Annotated in this window: 16 protein-coding genes; 10 read left to right on the forward strand and 6 right to left on the reverse strand. The window is 66.5% G+C overall.

The genetic code is table 11. From position 1 onward, the window contains the following. The first annotated feature begins 62 nt into the window (after window positions 1-62). The 5 genes from K368_RS0100160 to K368_RS0100180 all read left to right on the forward strand — a co-directional run bounded on the left by K368_RS0100160 (window position 63) and on the right by K368_RS0100180 (window position 4,698). On the forward strand, window positions 63-974 hold the full coding sequence (locus tag K368_RS0100160; protein ID WP_027170618.1) for a LysR substrate-binding domain-containing protein: 912 nt from the start codon (window positions 63-65) through the stop codon (window positions 972-974). A 212-nt stretch (window positions 975-1,186) separates the two neighbouring features. Next, window positions 1,187-1,486, forward strand: a complete 300-nt coding sequence (locus tag K368_RS23610) for a hypothetical protein (protein WP_018042267.1) — start codon at window positions 1,187-1,189, stop codon at window positions 1,484-1,486. Window positions 1,487-1,825: 339 nt separating this feature from the next. Then, entirely contained in the window at window positions 1,826-3,319 is a 1,494-nt protein-coding gene (locus K368_RS0100170; protein WP_036266632.1) for an HWE histidine kinase domain-containing protein, read from the forward strand. Between the two features lie 58 nt (window positions 3,320-3,377). Then, on the forward strand, window positions 3,378-3,983 hold the full coding sequence (locus tag K368_RS0100175; RefSeq protein ID WP_027170620.1) for a sulfite oxidase-like oxidoreductase: 606 nt from the start codon (window positions 3,378-3,380) through the stop codon (window positions 3,981-3,983). Beyond that, window positions 3,976-4,698: an FAD-binding oxidoreductase gene (locus K368_RS0100180; RefSeq protein WP_027170621.1), complete on the forward strand. Its 723-nt coding sequence runs from the start codon at window positions 3,976-3,978 to the stop codon at window positions 4,696-4,698. Before K368_RS0100175 ends, K368_RS0100180 begins: the two co-directional genes overlap by 8 nt. A 102-nt stretch (window positions 4,699-4,800) precedes the next feature. On the opposite strand, the gene K368_RS0100190 is transcribed toward K368_RS0100180, so the two are convergent. From K368_RS0100190 to K368_RS0100200, 3 genes are all read right to left on the reverse strand, one after another. Continuing rightward, window positions 4,801-5,061 (reverse strand): hypothetical protein, encoded by a 261-nt coding sequence (locus K368_RS0100190; protein ID WP_027170622.1) that lies wholly within the window; start codon window positions 5,059-5,061, stop codon window positions 4,801-4,803. 87 nt (window positions 5,062-5,148) lie between these two features. Continuing rightward, window positions 5,149-6,243 carry an NAD(P)/FAD-dependent oxidoreductase gene (locus K368_RS0100195; RefSeq protein WP_027170623.1) on the reverse strand — a complete coding sequence of 365 codons (1,095 nt, stop codon included), beginning with the start codon at window positions 6,241-6,243 and terminating at the stop codon, window positions 5,149-5,151. A 219-nt stretch (window positions 6,244-6,462) separates the two neighbouring features. Beyond that, on the reverse strand, window positions 6,463-7,506 hold the full coding sequence (locus tag K368_RS0100200) for an acyltransferase (RefSeq protein ID WP_027170624.1): 1,044 nt from the start codon (window positions 7,504-7,506) through the stop codon (window positions 6,463-6,465). A gap of 705 nt (window positions 7,507-8,211) precedes the next feature. Here K368_RS0100200 and K368_RS25455 point away from each other — a divergent pair. Together K368_RS25455 and K368_RS0100210 are read left to right on the forward strand one after the other, a co-directional pair. Beyond that, window positions 8,212-10,434 carry a right-handed parallel beta-helix repeat-containing protein gene (locus K368_RS25455; RefSeq protein ID WP_051439700.1) on the forward strand — a complete coding sequence of 741 codons (2,223 nt, stop codon included), beginning with the start codon at window positions 8,212-8,214 and terminating at the stop codon, window positions 10,432-10,434. 348 nt (window positions 10,435-10,782) lie between these two features. Further along, a complete protein-coding gene (locus K368_RS0100210; protein ID WP_027170625.1) occupies window positions 10,783-12,498 on the forward strand; it encodes a DEAD/DEAH box helicase in 1,716 nt (571 codons plus the stop codon). A 197-nt stretch (window positions 12,499-12,695) separates the two neighbouring features. On the opposite strand, the gene K368_RS0100215 is transcribed toward K368_RS0100210, so the two are convergent. Both K368_RS0100215 and K368_RS0100220 read right to left on the reverse strand, forming a co-directional pair. Further along, window positions 12,696-13,403 carry a hypothetical protein gene (locus K368_RS0100215; RefSeq protein ID WP_245259464.1) on the reverse strand — a complete coding sequence of 236 codons (708 nt, stop codon included), beginning with the start codon at window positions 13,401-13,403 and terminating at the stop codon, window positions 12,696-12,698. Window positions 13,404-13,428: 25 nt separating this feature from the next. Next, window positions 13,429-14,013, reverse strand: a complete 585-nt coding sequence (locus K368_RS0100220; RefSeq protein ID WP_027170627.1) for a DUF308 domain-containing protein — start codon at window positions 14,011-14,013, stop codon at window positions 13,429-13,431. Window positions 14,014-14,174: 161 nt separating this feature from the next. Between K368_RS0100220 and K368_RS0100230 the strand changes: the two genes are divergently transcribed. Beyond that, window positions 14,175-15,050: an AraC family transcriptional regulator gene (locus K368_RS0100230; RefSeq protein WP_027170628.1), complete on the forward strand. Its 876-nt coding sequence runs from the start codon at window positions 14,175-14,177 to the stop codon at window positions 15,048-15,050. Window positions 15,051-15,107: 57 nt separating this feature from the next. On the opposite strand, the gene K368_RS0100235 is transcribed toward K368_RS0100230, so the two are convergent. Further along, window positions 15,108-16,106, reverse strand: coding sequence for a hypothetical protein (locus K368_RS0100235; RefSeq protein WP_027170629.1), 999 nt, complete (start codon window positions 16,104-16,106; stop codon window positions 15,108-15,110). A gap of 334 nt (window positions 16,107-16,440) precedes the next feature. On the opposite strand from K368_RS0100235, the gene K368_RS0100240 reads away from it, so the two are divergent. Together K368_RS0100240 and K368_RS0100245 are read left to right on the forward strand one after the other, a co-directional pair. Continuing rightward, entirely contained in the window at window positions 16,441-17,916 is a 1,476-nt protein-coding gene (locus tag K368_RS0100240; RefSeq protein WP_027170630.1) for an ATP-binding protein, read from the forward strand. Further along, window positions 17,913-18,575, forward strand: coding sequence for a response regulator transcription factor (locus tag K368_RS0100245; RefSeq protein ID WP_027170631.1), 663 nt, complete (start codon window positions 17,913-17,915; stop codon window positions 18,573-18,575). The genes K368_RS0100240 and K368_RS0100245 overlap by 4 nt, the downstream gene beginning before the upstream one ends. The last annotated feature ends 13 nt before the right edge of the window (window positions 18,576-18,588 follow it).

Here is an 18,588-nt window from a genome sequence, read left to right on the forward strand (position 1 = left end):
GTGCCCCGACAGGATGGTTTGGAAAATCTCGTAATTCTGAATCGATCGTTTGGAAAAACTCAATGCCGCAGCCGGTCAACCTCGACATGGACGTGTTGCGGTCCTTCGTAGCCGGGATCGAACTCGGCAGCTTCGCCAAGGCGGCGTCACGGCTCGGCCGCTCGCCGTCCGCGATCAGTCTGCAATTGCGCAAGCTCGAGGATCAGGTCGGACAGATTCTGGTGCAGAAACAGGGACGCGGTCTCGTTCTCACCGAAGCGGGAGAGATGATGCTCGGCTATGCGCGCAGGCTGCTCGAACTGAACGATGCCGCCCTCGGCGCGCTCGGTTCACCGGCCTTGTCCGGCCGGGTCCGAATCGGCCTGCCGCAGGATTTCGCCGAGACCTGGCTTCCGGAGACCCTCGGACGCTTCGCGCGCCTGCATCCCGGCGTCAGGATCGATGCGCATGTGGATCGGAATGCGACCCTGCGCGCGCGCCTGGACGAGGGCGACCTCGACCTCGCGCTTCTCTGGGACGAGGAAGGAGGTGAGCGGGGCGGCGCCGTCATCGGAACCTTGCCGATGGCCTGGATCGGACCGCGTCGCGGCGTGACGCCGGGCGCCGACCGCCCCGTTCCCCTGGTCCTGTTCGGTTCGCCCTGCATCTTCCGGCACGCCGCCCTGAGCGCCCTCGACGCGGCGGCGATCCCCTGGCGGATCTCGTTCAGCAGTCAGGGGCTCGCGGGCCTCTGGGCCGCCGTCTCGGCCGGACTCGGCCTGACCGTCCGCACGGCCCATGGCCTGCCCGCCTCTCTCATGGCGCTCGACCCGGCGGATTCGGGTCTGCCCCGCCTGCCGTCGCTGTCACTGCGCCTGCTCAAGGATGCAGCGGAGTCCGATCCGGCCGTCGAGCGTCTCGCCTCGCTCCTGACGGAGGTGATGAGCCTCGCCCTCGACGGAATGGATCATCTGCAGAAGGCATCCCCGCATTGACAATCCGAGCTTTAGATCGTCGCCGCCGATGATCTTGTGCAACGCAAAATGAGAAGCGCAAACAACGGTGCGCCATACCAGCTCGTCGGTAAGCTTGCCCTTAGCGGCCCTTGCAATTTTGTCTTTCCATAAGCGGGACAATTCAGAAAGATGCGGGAACGAATGAAGCCCCGCTCCCGTTGTGAGGGCATAACTACTTCCTGGAGGAATTGATGCGACAGATTTCCAAGCTCGTCGGCGCCGGCGCGATCGTGATGCTCAGCTCGGCGATGGCCATCGCTGCTCCCTGTGCCACCGGCTCCACGGCAGACGGGAAGGCGGCGATGAACGACAAGAGTTCGAAGGTCGACCCCGGCGCGACCGGTAACGTGAGCCCTGGCGCGAAAGCCGAGTCGCCCGGCACCGTCGGCGCCATGAACAATGTCGGCGCCAACACGGCGACCTCGGCATCGGACGTCGCCAAGCAGCAGGACGGCAAGCCCACCGCCGCGGATGCCGCCAAGGGCTGCTGAACCACGCATTCCGACAGTTTCAAGGACGCCCGCCCGGTTCCACCGCGGCGGGCGTTCCGCGTTTCGGAGGACGAGAGATTCGTCGAACGCGTCGATCCTGACGCGGCGCAACAGGTGACGACCAAGACCTTATCTTAAGTATGTAAACATACATTAATTGAGGCAAAATAACGGTCCGGCAAATCATCTCGGTCGCAAAGACCGATAAGGCGGGATGAAGCCTTGCTTGGGCTTGACGCGCGCGTACAACGAATGACGTCCGAATCGCTGCTTGGCGAACGGATCTGATTGTATGTCGAGGCGACGCGTGAGGCATTCGATCATCCCGGGCGACGTCCGGTGATCCACGTTTCCGAACAGGAGCGGATCGCCTCGGAGATCGCGCGAACCGTCGACGGGCCCGATCCCTTCGCCGCGGCCTTGCGCGCGACGCGGATGCCGATGGTCATCGCCGACCCCAACCTTCCGGACACTCCGATCGTGTTCGTCAATGCCGCGTTCGAGCGGGCCACCGGCTATTCGCGTGAGGAAATTCTCGGCCGGAACTGCCGGTTCCTCCAGGGTCCGCAGACCGATCCGGCGGATGTCGTCCGCATTCGCGAGGCCATCGCCAAAGCCGTCCCCATCGAGATCGACCTTCTCAACCACCGCAAGAACGGCGACGTCTTCTGGAACCGGCTTCTGATCGCGCCGGTCTTCGATTCCAACCGCAAGGTCGCCTACTTCTTCGCCTCGCAGCTCGACGTGACCCTGGAGAAGGATCGCATGGTCCGGCTGCAGAACGACCGCGATGCCCTGGAGACCGAGGTCGAGCGCCGCAGCCTGGCACTGCGCCGCAGCGAGACCAGCCTGCGTTTCGCCCTCGCCGCCGGCCGGCTCGGCTCCTGGACCCTCGATCTCGTCGACATGACGCTGGAGACCTCGGACCATTTCCGGATGAATTTCGGGCGGGATCCCGATGAGCCGCTCAGCTACGGCGAGTTGCTCGCCATGATCCATTCCGGCGACCGCGAGCGGATGCAGGCACAGGTGCGCCGCTGCATCGAGCAGAACGTCGATTACGATATCGAGTATCGGGTGATTGCGCCGTCCGGCGACCTGCGCTGGGTCCATATCCGCGGCCAGACCTTCTACCGCGCCGATGGAACGCCCGTCAGCATGGCCGGCATCTCCCTCGACATCACCGAGCGCAAACACGCCGAGGAGTATCGCACCCTGCTCGCGGGCGAGTTGACCCATCGGGTCAAGAACACCCTGACGCTCGTCCAGTCGATCATCCGGCAAACCCTGCGCGCCGCGCCCTCCCTCGAAGAGGCCGGCCAATCCCTCGAAGCGCGGGTGGTGTCCCTGGCCGCGGCGAACGACGTCCTTACCGAGGAAGCCTGGGACAGCGCCTCCATCGCCGATATCGCCGACCGCGCCCTGGCCCCGTTCCAGGGCAAGAAACGGGAGCGCGTCGATCTCGACGGCGGCGAGATCAGGCTGCCGCCGCGCGGTGCCCTGGCCTTGGCCATGGCCCTGCACGAACTCGCCACCAACGCGGTGAAATACGGCGCGCTGTCGAACGATACCGGGCGGGTCCGGCTGTCCTGGAGCCTCGTCGACGGCACTGCGCCGCGCCGCTTCCGCGTCACCTGGCAGGAATCGGGCGGGCCGCCGGTGGCGGTGCCGACACGGACGGGATTCGGCTCGCGGCTGATCGAGCGTGCCTTCGCCCAGGAAATCGATGGCACGGCGAAGATTTCGTACCGGCCGGAGGGGATCCTGTTCGTCGCCGAGGGGATTCTGCCGGGGCGTCTCCAGGACGAGGGCGAGCGTCCGGGCGCGGCTTGACCCGCTCGGGCCGAAGCTCGAAGGAGAGCACTAGATAGGTTCGCGGACGGAGACGGGCATGGCGACACGCGGTTTCACGGGACGACGGCCGCCGGAAGCGACGCGCGAACGGCTTCCTCCGGGCCAGTATCTCGAACAGGACTTCCCCGTCCTTCAGATCGGCCCGAACCCGCGCATCGACATGGAGAGCTGGAGCTTCACCCTGCGCGAAGGCTCGCGGCCCCTGAAGAGCTGGAACTGGGAGGAATTCTCCGCCCTCCCCCGCACCGCATGGCGCGGCGACATCCATTGCGTGACGAAATGGTCGAAGTTCGACACGGGCTGGGAAGGGGTCAGCATCGACGACATCCTCGCTGCCGCCGGGATCTCGGCCCCCACCGAGTTCCTGCTCGCGGAAGGCTATGACGACTACACCACCAACGTGCCCGTGGCCGATCTCGCCGGCCCCAAGGCGATGGTGGCAACACATTACGAGGGCAAGCCGATCGAGCCCGATCATGGCGGCCCGGCCCGGCTCCTCGTGCCGCACCTGTACTTCTGGAAGAGCGCCAAATGGGTGAAGGGCCTGCGCTTCACCAGGAAGGACGAGGGCGGGTTCTGGGAGCTGCGCGGCTACCACATGTACGGCGACCCCTGGCGCGAGCAGCGCTTCACCGGTGATTGATCCGGCTGCACGGCCCCTCCCCTGGCGACAAGCCACCCTCCTGGCCATCAGGCCAGTCACGCGGCGGGTGAAGAGCTACCGTTTCCGGGTCGATTTCGACCGGCCGATGCTGGCCGGGCAGCACGTCGATGTGCGCCTGACGGCCCCGGACGGCTATCAGGCCCAGCGCAGCTATTCCATCGCCTCGGCGCCGGGCGCGGACGGCACGATCGAGCTGATGATCGAGGGCCTGCCCGATGGCGAGGTCTCCGGCTTCTTCGATTCCGTGGCCGAGATCGGCGACACGATCGAGTTGCGCGGCCCCATCGGCGGCTCCTTCGTCTGGCGTCCGGAGGATGGCGGTCCCCTCCTCCTCGTGGGTGGCGGCTCCGGCGTGGTGCCGCTCCTCGCGATGCTGCGCCATCGCGCGGCGGCCGCACCCGAGGTGCCCGCCCTGCTGCTGTACTCGGTGCGCGACGCCGACGAGACCATCGCGGCGGAGGAACTGGCCGTCCGCGCGCGCGACGAGCCGTGTTTCGACCTGATGCTCACCCTGACGCGGGCCGGTGGCCGCCGGGTCGACGGGGCGATGATCGGCGAAGCGCTGGACCGGCTCGGGCCTCCGCGCCACGTCTACATCTGCGGCGGCAACGCCTTCGTGGGGAATGCGGCGGACCTCCTCCTCGATGCCGGGCTGGAACCGGGCCGTATCAGGACCGAGCGTTTCGGCGGCTGAACGGCGCGCCCTACGCCCAGTGCCGCGCCCACAGTGCCACGCCCCCACCGACGGCGAGGGCCAGAAGCGGGGTCACCACGAAAGCGACGAATTGGATCTCGGTCATGGCTTGAGGCCTTTCAGGACCATGCGCGCCATGGCGTGAAGCCCGACGCTGCATCCCAGGAAGATCGCGACGCCCAGCAGGAGTGTCAACGGGCCGATATGCGATCCGGAGGCGGTGACGCCGAACACGGCGGCAGCGGTCGGCGCCACCACACCGGCCGTGAACAGCCCGCCAGCCGCCGTGTTCAGGTAGGTCGCAGTCAGCTTCACCCGCTCGGTGCGGACCAGCCTCTCGCCTGAATCGTCGATATCGCTCATCGGCCCTCGCTCGCCGACCCAGCGCGATTCCGCAAACCGGAATTTTGAGAAGTCACGTGCGTGCGCACCGATGCGCCCGCCCCGCCCTCAGGCCTCGGCCCCCACCAGCCGGTCCGCCACCTCCTCCGCCAGAGACAGGCTCGATGTGAGGCCGGGGCTCTCGATGCCGAAGAGATGGACGAGGTGCGGCAGGCCATGCTCGGCCGGCCCGTCGATGAGGAAATCCGCCGCCGGCTCCCCCCGTCCGGTGAGCTTGGGCCGGATGCCGGCGTAATCCGGCGTCAGGACATCATCGGGCAGTCCCGGCCAATAGCGGCGGATGGCATGGGCGAAGACCTCGGCGCGGCCGGCGTCGACGACGTAATCCGGCGCGTCCACCCATTCCACGTCCGGCCCGAAGCGCATACGGCCGGCGAGGTCCAGGGTGAGATGGATGCCGAGCCCGCCCTCCATCGGCGCGGGATAGATCAGGCGCGAGAAGGCCGGACGGCCGAGGCAGCCGAAATAGCTGCCCTTGGCGAGGACCTGCCGCGGGATCCGCTCGCTTGGATAGGGCTCGACCGTCAGCGCCACGGCCTGCGCGCCGAGGCCGGCGGCGTTGACGACGGCATCGAAGGCGAGTTCTTCCCCGCAGACCTCGACCCGCCAGCCCCCTTCATCGCGCCGGATCGCCCCGACCGGAGCGTGAAAGGCGATGGCCCCGCCGGCATCCTCGATGTCGCCCTGCAGGGCCAGCATCAGGGCGTGGCTGTCGACGATGCCGGTCTCAGGGGAATGAAGCGCTGCGACGCAGGACAGGTTCGGCTCCAGGGCGCGGGCCTCCCGGCCCTCCAGGACAGCGAGGCCCTCGACGCCGTTGGCTTGGCCGCGTTCGGCGATCCCCTCCAGGCCGGCCCGCTCGTTCTCGGACGTGGCGACGATGAGCTTGCCCGGCCGGGCATGGGGCACGCCGTGGCTGCGGCAGAAAGCGTAGAGCATCCGCCGCCCTTGCGTGCAGTGGCGGGCGCGCAGGGAGCCGGCGGGGTAGTACATCCCGCCATGGATCACCTCCGAACTGCGCGAGGACACCCCGGTCCCGATCGCGCCTTCGGCTTCGGCGACAACGACCGAATGCCCGCGCGCGCCCAAGGTCCGCGCCACCGCCAGCCCGACGATTCCAGCTCCTATGACAAGCACGTCCATCGGCGGGCCCTGGGTAGGGACGAGGAGGTGGCGCGTCTCGCCTTCGATCGTCTTGGCCCACATCGTAACGGGCGGATCGATCGCGCGCCTCCTTTTTCCGCGCCCTCCGGTCGCTCGCCCAGTGAAATCCGCTCCCGTCGTCCCCATCGGCAAAGGCTCGATCCGGCTCCCCTTGAATCACCGACCATTCCGGTCACGCGAGAAGGTGCCGACCGGATGCTATGGCCTGGCGGGAGATCGACGCCCGAAGCCACTCAACAGGTCTCTGACGCTTTGGGTCAATGGGACCTCGATCTGACGATGCACGATCCAGGCAAGGATTCCGGCGACCGCAACTGCGCCGACGAATGCGACCAGCTTCAAGGAGAAGCTCTGCGGATCGAAGACTTTGAAAACGATCTTCTCGCAGAGTTGGTAGGACAGGAAATGCGTGAGGTACAGCGCATAGCTGCTGTTGCCCTGCTCGACGGCAAAGTCGGTTTTCGAGACGATACCTCTGGTTTCCAGCAACACCGCAGCCAGCACGAGCGACGCTGCCGGCAAGCCGAGTCCGACGAAGCGGGGAGTTGTCGGCCAGAGGAATTCCGCCGCCACCAGAAAACCGAAACTGGCGACGCCCAGGGCGCTGGTCATCGAGAAGGTGAAGAGCCTCGGAGGGATCGTGACATGCCGCACGAGGTAACAGATCCATATGCCCGCAACGAACTCGAGAATGATAGGGTCCGTATAGAATCGGCCAACTACATTTTCTGGCCGAAACAATAGTCCGAAAATCACGAGGGCGATCATGGCCAGGCTCAGATAAAAATATCTGGTCACTTCCGGATAGATGTAGAGGCTCAGAAAAAAGAGGCAGTAGAAGAATAGCTCGTAGTTGAGTGTCCATCCGAGGAACAGGATAGGCTGTATCAGGCCGTTCGATTTCTCGAACGGGATGAACGCCAGCGACATGAGCAAATGCCCCAGCCCGTCATCGATGCTGCGAAAGAGAAAGGGCATTGAGAGGGCTGCGAGAAAGACGGCCATCGTCATGAACCAGTAGAGCGGAACGACGCGAACCAGCCGCTTGATGATGAATTGATGTGGGGGCGCGATCCGGCCGTCGGTGGTGTAGGCCATGACGAACCCGCTGATCACGAAGAAGATATCGACGCCCCAGGACCCCATTGAATACTTCAGATGGCCGAACAGCAAGACCTGGCAGTGAAAACAGACAACGAGATAAGCTGCGATCGCTCTCAGTGACTGGATATTATATATCATCAGATTGTTTCCACATAAGATGATATGGGCGAGCGTTCGACGCTATCCAGATTGTTGCGCTCGACTGTTCTGATCGCGAGCGCACCACCCGTACCATCGCTGCCGCGGGCTCTTCGCGGAAGTGCGCATCGGGACTACGTCCGTCTTGAGCGACGGCGGACCCGCCAGGTCGGACATTCGCCCCTGCACCCACCCGCTCGAAGCGGCCGGCAGCATCCGGGGCCGCCTCAGACCTTCGGGTGAAGACGGCCTCTTCCCCATTCCCGCCGCGCCGCTCCACCGACCCCGATCCGACGTTTCATCGCCGTGCCAGGGCCCTGTTTGCGTCCGGTAGAAACGATCCGGCCCTTTGCACACACCGGCATATCGCCCTCTCTCCAGGCGAAATCGGCGAGCCGTTCGACAGCATCGAAAATCATCCCTGACACATTTTAAACAAGATCTGATCACTAAGATTTGTTGTATCAATAAAGTACTAGATAATCGAAGTGTACCTATCTGTACATTTGTCGGAAAGCACAGAGGAAGTTCTTCTTAGTACTGACCGATAAATCATCAAATCCGATTATTCGCTCATCATTGCGATAATAATCTTGGGAATAGTGTCGGCGGACAACGCCGACGCTGACGGGGATCCGTGACCAGAATTGGCGCGGATTGAGAGGATCGGCGTCAGGACCGATCGCAGACACAACTGGAAGACGAATGCAGCATTCGCATCATGACGTCACGTCGCACGACGAGGAGCGTTCCACCACCGATACGGGTCTCTGGTCGAGCCCGACATACGACTTCGTTTCAAGCTTCACCGAGAACGGTGTTTCGAGCCCGGTTCCGGACATGGGCAGCTGGGAGCCCCTCTCCGACGTTCCGGATCCGGTGGAATCCGACACCCGAACGACATCCCTGCTCGGCGCCGGCACGGTTCCGCTCACACGCCACGATGGGACGATCGTCGCCCAGGAAGGCGATGTCATTCGGAACCTCGACATCTATGTCGATAGTGGGCCCGGCATCGACGTCGACCACGTAAAAAATGTGACCATCGAGAACGTCCGCATCCATATCAATGGAAACGGCGGGACCGAGGAAGGTGCCGGCATCCGTATCATGCGGGGTGACAACGTCACCGTCCAAAACGTCGAGGTCTTCAACGAGGGCGCACCTGAGACGGGCGCCGAACGGACCCCGGACCATTACGGGATTTCGGCCTTCGAGGCCAATGACCTGAGCGTGACGAACGCGACGTTCCACGACACGTCGACGGGCATCCTCGTGCAATACTCGCCGGGCACCACACTCGAGGGCATCGAAGGCTACGATATGCGCGGGCCCTTCCCCCGCGGCCAGCTCGTACAGTTCGGCGAGTCGCCGGACAGCAGCCTCAACAACTTCTACGTCCACAACGATCCGAACGTCGCTTGGACCGAGGACAACATCTCGATCTACTACAGCGACAATGTCACCGTCTCGAACGGCGTCATCGACGGCAACAATTCGCCGAGCGGTCAGGGGGTCATCTTCGAAGGGTCGAACAACGGTACCGCCCGCAACATCGACGCGATCCATATGGGCAACGGCGCGTTCGCGGATTACGGCCAGAACAACACCTTCGACTCCACGCGCTCCTTCGACAACATCGCGGAGGACCAGGGGCGTGGGAATCCGCTCTCGAACGCCCTGCTCTGGGGCGTGAACGAGAGCACGGTGGTGACCGATTCCTCGTATCAGAACGCGGGAAATCCGGGCAACATCGTCTGGGGCGAGGGCAATATCGGCGCCGGCATCGACGTGACCGAAGTGACCGGCCAGGCGCCCATGGCGCATTGGACCAACGACTTCAGCCAAGGCGTCTCGGAGCCGGTGCCGGACGTCGGCACACCGGATCCCGTCTCCGAGGGACCGGATCCGGTGGTTCCGGACATCGGACCGACGCCCTCGCCCGAGGAACCTCCGGTCGTCGCGCTGCCATCCGATCCGGTGCCCGGGGACGACACGGCTCCGCTCACACGCCATGATGGGACGATCGTCGCCCGGGAAGGCGATGTCATTCGCGACATGGACATCTATGTCGATAGCGGTCCCGGCATCGACGTCGATCACGTGGACAATGTGACGATCGAGAACGTCCGCATCCATATCAATGGAAACGGTGGCACCGAGGAAGGCGCCGGCATCCGAGTCATGGAGGCCGACGACGTCGATATTCAGAACGTGGAGGTCTTCAATGACGGCGCACCCGAAACGGGCGCCGAGCGGACCCCGGACCATTACGGGATTTCGGCCTTCGAGGCCGAAGACCTGAGCGTGACGAACGCGACGTTCCACGACACGTCGACGGGCGTCCTGCTGCAATACTCGCCGGGCGCGGAACTGGAGGGTATCGAAGGCTACGATATGCGCGGACCCTTCCCCCGCGGGCAGCTCGTGCAGATGGGCCAGTCGCCGGACAGCACCCTGAACAACTTCTACGTTCACAACGATCCGAACGTCGCTTGGACCGAGGACAACATCTCGATCTACTACAGCGACAACGTCACCGTCTCGAACGGCGTCATCGACGGCAACAATTCGCCGAGCGGCCAGGGTGTCATCTTCGAGGGATCGAACAACGGCACCGTCCGCAACGTCGACGCGATCCATATGGGCAACGGCGCCTTCGCGGATTACGGCCAGAACAACACCTTCGCGTTCACGCGCTCCTTCGACAACATCGCGGAGGACCAGGGGCGCGGAAATCCGCTCTCGAACGCCCTACTCTGGGGTGTCAACGAGAGTACGGTGGTGACTGATTCCTCGTATCAGAACGCGGGAAATCCGGGCAACATCGTCTGGGGCGAGGGCAATATCGGCGCCGGCATCGATGTGACCGAAGTGACCGGCCAGGCGCCCGTGGCGCATTGGACGAACGAGTTCACCTGGAGCTGATCCGACAGCCGAACGTGAAACATGATGAGGGGTCCCGACCGGCAACGGCCGGGACCCCTTTCGTGCGAGACGGCCTGTCGGGCGATCCGACGTCGCCGATCCTGCCGCGTCGGGCCTCGTGACGGACTTGGGCGGCCCCCCCTGCCCGGAGCGCTCGACGCGAGATGCACGCGGACGACGCTTGGAAGCATTGCACCATGGGGCGTGGCGTCACGGCGCCATTGCAGTTAGAAGCAACCTCTCCGTAACCGAACGAGGCCGGACCCACGACCGGATGCAGCGACGTCGCCACTCAGGGCGAGTCGAATCCGCAGGGTTTGCCTTGTCTGCCTGCAAGGCCTCTGCCCCGTGCCCTTTCCTACCCTGCCGGCCCCGCTCGTCCGAGCGCTCGAGGCCCGCAACTACGAAGACCCGACCCCCGTCCAGAGTGCCGTGATCGAGGCGGCGGCCCAGGGCCGCGACCTCCTCGTCTCGGCCCAGACCGGCTCCGGCAAGACCGTGGCCTATGGCCTCGCCTTCGCCGAGACGCTCCTCGGCGATGCCGAGCGGCTGGCGCCGGCCGGCCCGCCCCTGGCGCTGGTCATCGCCCCGACGCGCGAACTCGCGCTTCAGGTCCAGCGCGAGCTCGAATGGCTCTATGCCGAGACCGGTGCCCGCGTCATCGCCTGCGTCGGCGGCATGGACCCGCGCCGCGAGAGCCGGGCCCTGGCCGAAGGCGCGCATATCGTCGTCGGTACGCCGGGCCGCCTGCGCGACCATCTTGAGCGGCGTAACCTCGCCACCCAGAACCTGCGCGTCGCCGTCCTCGACGAGGCCGACGAGATGCTCGATCTCGGTTTCCGGGACGACCTCGAGTTCATCCTCTCGGTGACACCTAAGGAGCGGCGCACGCTGCTCTTCTCCGCGACCCTGCCGAAGGCGATCGCCAGTCTCGCCGAGCGCTACCAGAACGATGCCCTGCGCATCGCCGTGAAGGGCCAGGAGCGCGGCCATACCGACATCACCTACCGCGCCGTGCGCGTGGTGCCGCGCGAGATCGAGCATGTGGTGGTCAACACCCTGCGCTACACCGATGCGCCCACCGCCATCGTCTTCTGCAACACCCGCAACGCCGTCCGCCATCTCCAGGCCGTGCTCACCGAACGCGGCTTCTCGGCGGTCGCCCTGTCGGGCGAACTCGGCCAGGGCGAGCGCAACGCCGCGCTCCAGGCCCTGCGCGACGGCCGCGCCAAGGTCTGCGTCGCCACCGACGTCGCCGCCCGCGGCATCGATCTGCCCACCGTGAGCCTCGTGATCCATGCCGACCTGCCCCACGATGCCGAGGTGCTGCAGCACCGCTCCGGCCGGACGGGGCGCGCGGGCCGCAAGGGCACCAGCGTCCTGCTGATCCCGGCCTCCAAGCGCCGCCGCGCCGAGCAGATGTTCGCCATCGCCAAGGTCAATGCCGAATGGGCCGCACCGCCCACGGCGGACGAGATCCGCCGCCTCGACGGCGAGCGCATGTGGCAGGACCCGCTCTTCACCGAGACGCCGGCCGAGGAAGACCTCGCCATGGGCGAGGCGCTGCTCGCCCAGCGCACGCCGCAGGAACTTGCCGCCGCCCTCGCCAAGATCTACCGCGCCCGCCTGCCCGAGCCCGAGGACGTCACCGACCCCGGTGCCGGCCCCGAGCGCAAGGAGCGCAAGGTCTACGACCCCGCCGATTCGGCGCGGATCGATGCGGAAGGTCCCTCGGTCTGGTTCCGGCTCAATCTCGGCCGGCGCGACAATGCCGACCCGCGCCGCCTCCTGCCGATGCTGACCCGTCGCGGCAATATCGGCCGCCAGGAAATCGGCGCCATCCGCATCTTCGACCGGGAGACCAAATTCGAGATCCGTGGCGGCGCCGCCTCCCGCTTCGCCGCCACCTTCGCCAAGAACGGCTCGCCGGAAATCCAGGTCGAGGCGCTTCTCGGTGGCGAGCCCGACCGCGAGGCCGAGGGCCCGAAGGGCTTCAAGAGCCCCCGCGCCGCCCGCCACGAACGCGAAGCCGGCAAGAAGCCGCCGCAGCGCAAGCCGCGCTAAGCGCATCGCGTCCCTCTCCCCCTTGTGGGGAGAGGTTAGGAGTGGGGGTGGCTCCGCCAGCCTCCGCCGGCTGAGGGTCGCCCAACCACCCCCACCTCCAACTCCTCCCCACAAGGGGGAGGAGAGCCGCGCATCCGGCAAAGTGATTGCCTCAATAGCCGCTTGCCGGGGAGATGGGTGCCGGCAAGGCCGTTCCGTCAGTCAAACGACGCCGTGACGAACTGGTCCATCTCGTTCGCGGGCCGGTAGGGCGCACGACGCAGGGTGACGGAGCGCTCGGCGAAATCCGGGTCGTCGTCCCGCACCACCTGAACCTTGCCGTCCGGTGAGACCCGGCTGAAGGCGAAGAGCGAGACCGCGAGGGTGTCGAACGCGGCTTCGGTGGACCGGAACCGGCCCGGGGCGCCGTTCGCCCGCTCGAACAGCCGCAGCACCTCCCGCGCATCGCGCGAGAAGACGCGCTCGTTGCGAAAATGCGTCCCGGCATGCCGCGCTTCGACCGTCACGCCGTCCAGCCGGCCGTCGCGGTATTCGAGAAGGATCGGAATGCGGTCCTTCTCGAGGTTCTGCCGGTCCATGGCCGCAAGCTCCCTCGCGGCTTGCCTCATGGCCGCGATATCGGCCGCCGACAGCGAGGCGCCATACCCGGCGATCATGGCGTCGGTATCGGCGGCGGCCTCCGCGCCTCGGATGATCGGCGTCGGCACGCCGTAGACCGGGTCTGCCGCAGCGGCGACCTCCGCCGGCGTGAGGCCGAAGACGAGACGACCGATCCCGGTATGTGGCACCGCCCGCCAGTCGGGATTCATGATCGCTCCGTCCCCCGCCATCGGATGGGCGAGCGCGGAGGCGGCCGCCAGGAGACACGCCCAGAAGGCCAGGCGCCATGGCAGGATTCGCATCATGCTCGGATCGCCTCCTCTGCGCCCATCACGCCGCCACCTTCGATCGTGCAGCCCGCGCGTCTGCAACGCCGCGCCGGTGCCGAGACAGTGTCAGCCACACGGCCGACAGGAGGAAATAGAACGCGCCGAAGGCCGCATAGGGCGCGAGATCCACGAGGCCGGGCACGGCGGCGCCATTCGCTTTCGTGAGGAAGAAGAGACCCGCAAGCGCCGACTGCGCTCCGCTCAGAACCATCGCCCACTGAGCACCGGTGTTCCAGCGCCGGATTCCGGTGGCGAGTTGCAGCAGGCCGGACAGGATGGCCCAGATGCCGAACACCGCGAGCACCGCATGGAGGCTCATGCCGAGGGAGACGGCGACCGCGAGGGCCGTGACGACGCTGATCGCGGCGTTGACGACCTGGCTGGTATTGGCTTTCCATCCACCGCTGCGCTGCGCATCCGCGAGATTGGCCACGGCATCCCAGGCGGGATAGGCGATGAGGAGTGCCGCCGCGACCGGCGTCATGGTCGGTCCGACGGTCACGGCGGCGGCGACCCAGGCGGCGGAAACACCGGCGCGGACGAAGTAATAGGATATCAGCCCACGTGATGCGGTAGGGTTTGCCATGTCGGTGTCCTTCTCGTGTGTAGACCATTTCGAGGATCGGCAAATCATCGCCTGCGACGTGAGCCGCGAGATCCTTGGGTCTTCGTGAAACGTCGCCGGTTCGCGTCACGGCGAGGCGTTGTCACTGACGGCATGTGTAGATTTCGGGCCCGGCATCAGCCATGACGGATACGCGGAAAGACTTGACCGATCGTCCGGAGACGGGTCCGCCAGACGCTGCGAATGCCGATCTCCTGTCACAGGTGCTGGCGCAGATCCGGCTGACCGGCGATCGGGTTCAATCCCGTACCGTCACGCATACGGAGCCGTTGGAGCTGGATACGGACGCGGCGCATGTTCTCGTCGCCGCCGCGGGCGCGCTTCACGTGGGCGGTGGCGCCGAGAAACCCCTCGTGATCGACACGGGCGACCTCATGCTCTTGCCCCGGGGTCCCGGAGAGGCACGGCTCCTGGGGTCATCGGAGCCCACCACGATCATCCTCTGCCGGTTCTGGTTCGATCCCTACAGCCTTCGCGGCATGATCTCGGCCCTGCCCGACCACATCCACATCCGCCATGCCGAGGGGGCGGAATGGCTGGACGGCATGGTGCCTTTCATGATGCGCGAGACGACCGATGCGCAGCCCGGCGCGGCCCTGATGATTTCGCGCATCATCGACCTGCTGGTCATCCGCACCCTGCGCACCTGGGTCCATCTCGGGCATTCGTCCGGGTGGCTGAGCGGCCTCTCCGATGCCCGCATCGCACGCGCGCTGAAGGTCATGCACGAGAGGCCGATGCAGCCGTGGCGTCTCGACGAGTTGGCCGGCGTGGCCGGCATGTCCCGCTCGGGCTTCGCCGAGCGGTTCACCGAACTCGTGGGACGCTCGCCCCTGCGATACCAGAACGAGTGGCGGCTCAATCTCGCGCGGGACATGCTCGCGAGGCGCGAAGCGCGGGTCGGCGAGATCGCACTGCGGATCGGCTATACGTCGGAGGCCGCTTTCAGTCGCGCCTACAAGGCCCTGTTCGGACATCCGCCACGGGACGAGATTTAGGTCTTCGGATCGGCCATTCGGATCCGCAACCCACGCGGCATACGTCGTGATCGGCGATCAGAACTGGTTGGGCAGGTTCTTCACCGCATTGCCGAGGGCTTCCACGCTCTCGGCGATCTTGCGGCCGGCCGGGGCGAGGGAGGGCACCTTCAGGCCGAAGATTTCGCTCTGTTCGGGTTCCGGCGCGGCGGTGGGGGCCGCTGCGGGCTCGGCGCTGGCCTCCTGCACGGGCTTTGCGGGCTTGACCGGCTTGGGCTTGGCCACAGCCACGCTCGGTTTGGCGACGCTGGCGGCGGGTTTCGCCACGACGCTGGCGGCGGGCTTGACCGGCTCGGCCGTAGCCCGGGCGGGCTCGGCGGGAAGAGACGCGAAACTGGTCTCGGCCGCGCGCGCCCGGATCGTCTGGGACGCGCTCGGAGCGATCACGGCCGCGACGCGGTTCGGCGCGATGGGCGAGAGCGCGTTGGGCGGGAGGGCCAGACTCACCGGCTCGATCGGCGGCAGCGCCTTCGAACGGGGCGCTTCGGCCTTGACCACGGGAGGAGCGGGCGTCGCCGCCGCCAGCGTCACCGGCGCTTCGACCTTCAAAGGCGCCTCAACCTTGGCAGTGGCTTTGATCGATGCCGGAATCTGGACCTTCGAAGACGGCTCGACCTTCGAAGACGGCTCGATCTGCGCCGGCTCCTCGATGAGGGCACGCCTCTCCACGAGCTGGACGCCGCGATCACGAACCGGCGCGGGCGTTCCGGCGGCCGAGGCCAGGGCCGGCACACCGTCGCGCAGGTCGGGCCAGTCGGCGGCGCTGGCCTGGGGGCCTTGCGCCTTCTGCATCTGGTAGAGGTTCGGGCGCACAACCTGCGGGCCGGCGAGGCTGCCCATCGCCGAATAGGCTGCGACGGACAGGCCGGCCACGGCCACGCAGCCCAGCGCCCCGAGGACGATCATGCGACCGCGCGCGGCGGGCTTCGCCGGCCGCGCCAATGCAGGGTTGGCCGGAGCGGGCTTGCGGGAGCCGGCGTCACGCCTTTCGCTCGGGTCGATGGCAACCTGCATCATCGGGCGAGATCTCTAACAATGCTCGAAAAAACGTTTGACCGTCACGGAATCGCGACGGCGTTGCGCAGACGTGATGCCGACATTCGGGCACAAAGATGTCCTCGGACACCTTGCCAGTCACGCCCGTGTCGTTGCCCACACGCATCCCAATAAAGCATCGCCGCTTAACGCTCGGTATCCAGCGAGGACTTGGGGGCCAAAGGCCATGTTCAGATGGCCATGAGACGGGGCGGAACCGGCCCAAGTCGCTCCCTACCGCATGCGCACATTCCAAGCGGATGGGATATCGCTACAAGGGCAACGCCGCACCCGATCCATCCCGGTACGATCGACGATGACCATCTCTCCCCCCGGCCGCCTACCCGTGGACCCGGCCAGCGGCACGTTGCGACGCCTGGGCTGGGCCGCCCTGCCGACGCGCGCGCGGCTCGTCGTCCTCGTCCTCGCCATCGACCTTCTGGCCGCCCTCGTCTCGTTCAGCCTCATCGTGGTGAATGCCCGCTCGGCGGTGGAGGTGGAGATGGAGGCGGCGCTGGCCAACATCGAATTGATCGTCTCCGATACGATCGGTCTGGCCCAGTCCGACTCGCCGGCGCGCCTGCTCCAGACGCTGGAACTGCGGGTGCAGGGGCTTCGCCACGTCCGGGTCGCGGTCTTCGATGCGGAGGGGCGGAAGGTGGACGTCGCGAAGCCTCGCCCCCGCCAAGAGACCCATCTGGCGCCGCGCTGGTTCGCCGACCTGATCGCGCCGATTCCGAAGCGGGACGACCTTCCCATCGTGGCGCAGGAGCAGCGGATCGGCACCGCCCTCATCACCACGGAACCCCTCGACGAGATCGACGAGGTCTGGGGCTATACCGTCACCCTTTCCCTCGCGAGCCTGTGCCTCAATCTCGGCCTGCTCGGCGCCCTCTACATCGCCTTCGGCCGGGTTCTCGCCCCCCTGACCCAGCTCGCCGACGGTCTGACCCAACTCGAACGGCACGATTACACCGCGCGGCTCGATCCGCCGGCCTCGCGGGAACTGGCCGTCATCGCCGAGCGCTTCAACAGCGTGGCCGGGGCGCTCGCCGAGGCGCGCGCCGCGAACGGTCGCCTCAACCGGCAACTCCTCACCGCCCAGGACGACGAACGGCGTCGCACGGCCCTGGAACTCCACGACGAGTTCGGCCCCTGCCTGTTCGCCCTCGAGGCGAACGCCGCCTCGGTGACGCGGATGGCGCAGGGCTCGTCCGAACCCGACCGGAGCAAGCTCGCCGCGCGCGCCGACGAAATCAGCACCATCGTCGGTCAAGTCCAGGGTCTCAACCGCGACCTCCTCAACCGCCTGCGCCCGCACGCCCTCGGGCAAGTGCCGCTCGCCGAGTGCCTGCAACTGCTGCTGCGCAACTTCCGCAGCCGCCATCCGGGGACGACGTTCTCGGGGACCTTCACCGACCTCGCCCGCGGCTACGGCGACCTCATCGATCTCACGGTGTTCCGCTGCATCCAGGAAAGCATGACCAACGCCGTGCGCCATGGCGCGGCACGCGCCGTGACGGTGGAGGCGAGCGAGCGCGCGGCCGCCGACGAACTGCGCCTCGTCATCCGCGACGACGGCACCGGCCTGCCCGCCGACCACGGCACCCAATCCGCCAACCTCGATGGCGGCTTTCGCGGCGGAATGGGTTTATCGGGGATGCGGGAGCGCGTGGAGGCCCTCAGCGGCACATTTCGGCTTGACAACGCGGCGCCGGGGACGGTTGTCCGGATAGCGATACCGCTCGATCCCGAGCGGGCCGAGGACACGAGCCCGATCGTTTCCGTATGAATGCGTTAACGCCGACATCGACCCACGCGCCCGTCCTCGTGATCGACGATCATCCGATCGTCCTCCAGGGCTGCCGCCGCGTCCTCGAAGACGCCGGAATCGAACGGATCGCCGAGGCCACCAGCACGGTGGCCGGCTATCGCCTGTTCTTCCGCCTGCGCCCCTCGATGGTAATCTGCGACCTCACCTTCCAGGGGAGCGGGCTCGCCGGTCTCGATCTCATCCGCCGGATGCGCAGCGCCTCGCCCGGCATCCGCATCCTGGTCTTCAGCATGCACAACGACCCGGTGATCGTCTCGCGCGCCCTGGAAGCCGGGGCGCTGGGCTACGTGCTGAAGGACCACGCCTCGGTCGAGTTGTTCGAGGCGTTCGAGAAGGTCCGCGCCGGCCAAGTCTATCTCGACCGACGTCTGGCCACCGAGGTCGCCATGCTGCGCACCGATCCGCGCCGCACGCCCGAAGGCCAGCTGACCCCGCGCGAGCAGCAGATCCTCACCCGACTGGCCCAGGGCAAGTCCTACGGCGCGATCGCCAGCGACCTGTCGGTGAGCTACAAGACCGTCACCAACGCCTGCTCGCAGATGCGCCAGAAGCTCGGCGTGCGGACGCTGGCCGAACTCATCCACGTGGCGGTGACACAGGCGCAGCGGCAGGGCTGAACCGCCGCCGGTC

Origin of the sequence: Methylobacterium sp. 10, assembly GCF_000519085.1 — a bacterium.
Classification (GTDB): Bacteria; Pseudomonadota; Alphaproteobacteria; order Rhizobiales; family Beijerinckiaceae; genus Methylobacterium.

Coding starts and splice junctions, on each gene's coding strand:
- K368_RS0100235 (WP_027170629.1), bottom strand. CDS start 16,106: ATGATGCAGGTTGCCATCGACCCGAGCGAAAGGCGTGACGCCGGCTCC.
- K368_RS25455 (WP_051439700.1), top strand. CDS start 8,212: ATGCAGCATTCGCATCATGACGTCACGTCGCACGACGAGGAGCGTTCC.
- K368_RS0100230 (WP_027170628.1), top strand. CDS start 14,175: ATGACGGATACGCGGAAAGACTTGACCGATCGTCCGGAGACGGGTCCG.
- K368_RS0100240 (WP_027170630.1), top strand. CDS start 16,441: ATGACCATCTCTCCCCCCGGCCGCCTACCCGTGGACCCGGCCAGCGGC.
- K368_RS23610 (WP_018042267.1), top strand. CDS start 1,187: ATGCGACAGATTTCCAAGCTCGTCGGCGCCGGCGCGATCGTGATGCTC.
- K368_RS0100160 (WP_027170618.1), top strand. CDS start 63: ATGCCGCAGCCGGTCAACCTCGACATGGACGTGTTGCGGTCCTTCGTA.
- K368_RS0100200 (WP_027170624.1), bottom strand. CDS start 7,506: ATGATATATAATATCCAGTCACTGAGAGCGATCGCAGCTTATCTCGTT.
- K368_RS0100190 (WP_027170622.1), bottom strand. CDS start 5,061: ATGAGCGATATCGACGATTCAGGCGAGAGGCTGGTCCGCACCGAGCGG.
- K368_RS0100195 (WP_027170623.1), bottom strand. CDS start 6,243: ATGGACGTGCTTGTCATAGGAGCTGGAATCGTCGGGCTGGCGGTGGCG.
- K368_RS0100215 (WP_245259464.1), bottom strand. CDS start 13,403: ATGATGCGAATCCTGCCATGGCGCCTGGCCTTCTGGGCGTGTCTCCTG.
- K368_RS0100175 (WP_027170620.1), top strand. CDS start 3,378: ATGGCGACACGCGGTTTCACGGGACGACGGCCGCCGGAAGCGACGCGC.
- K368_RS0100245 (WP_027170631.1), top strand. CDS start 17,913: ATGAATGCGTTAACGCCGACATCGACCCACGCGCCCGTCCTCGTGATC.
- K368_RS0100220 (WP_027170627.1), bottom strand. CDS start 14,013: ATGGCAAACCCTACCGCATCACGTGGGCTGATATCCTATTACTTCGTC.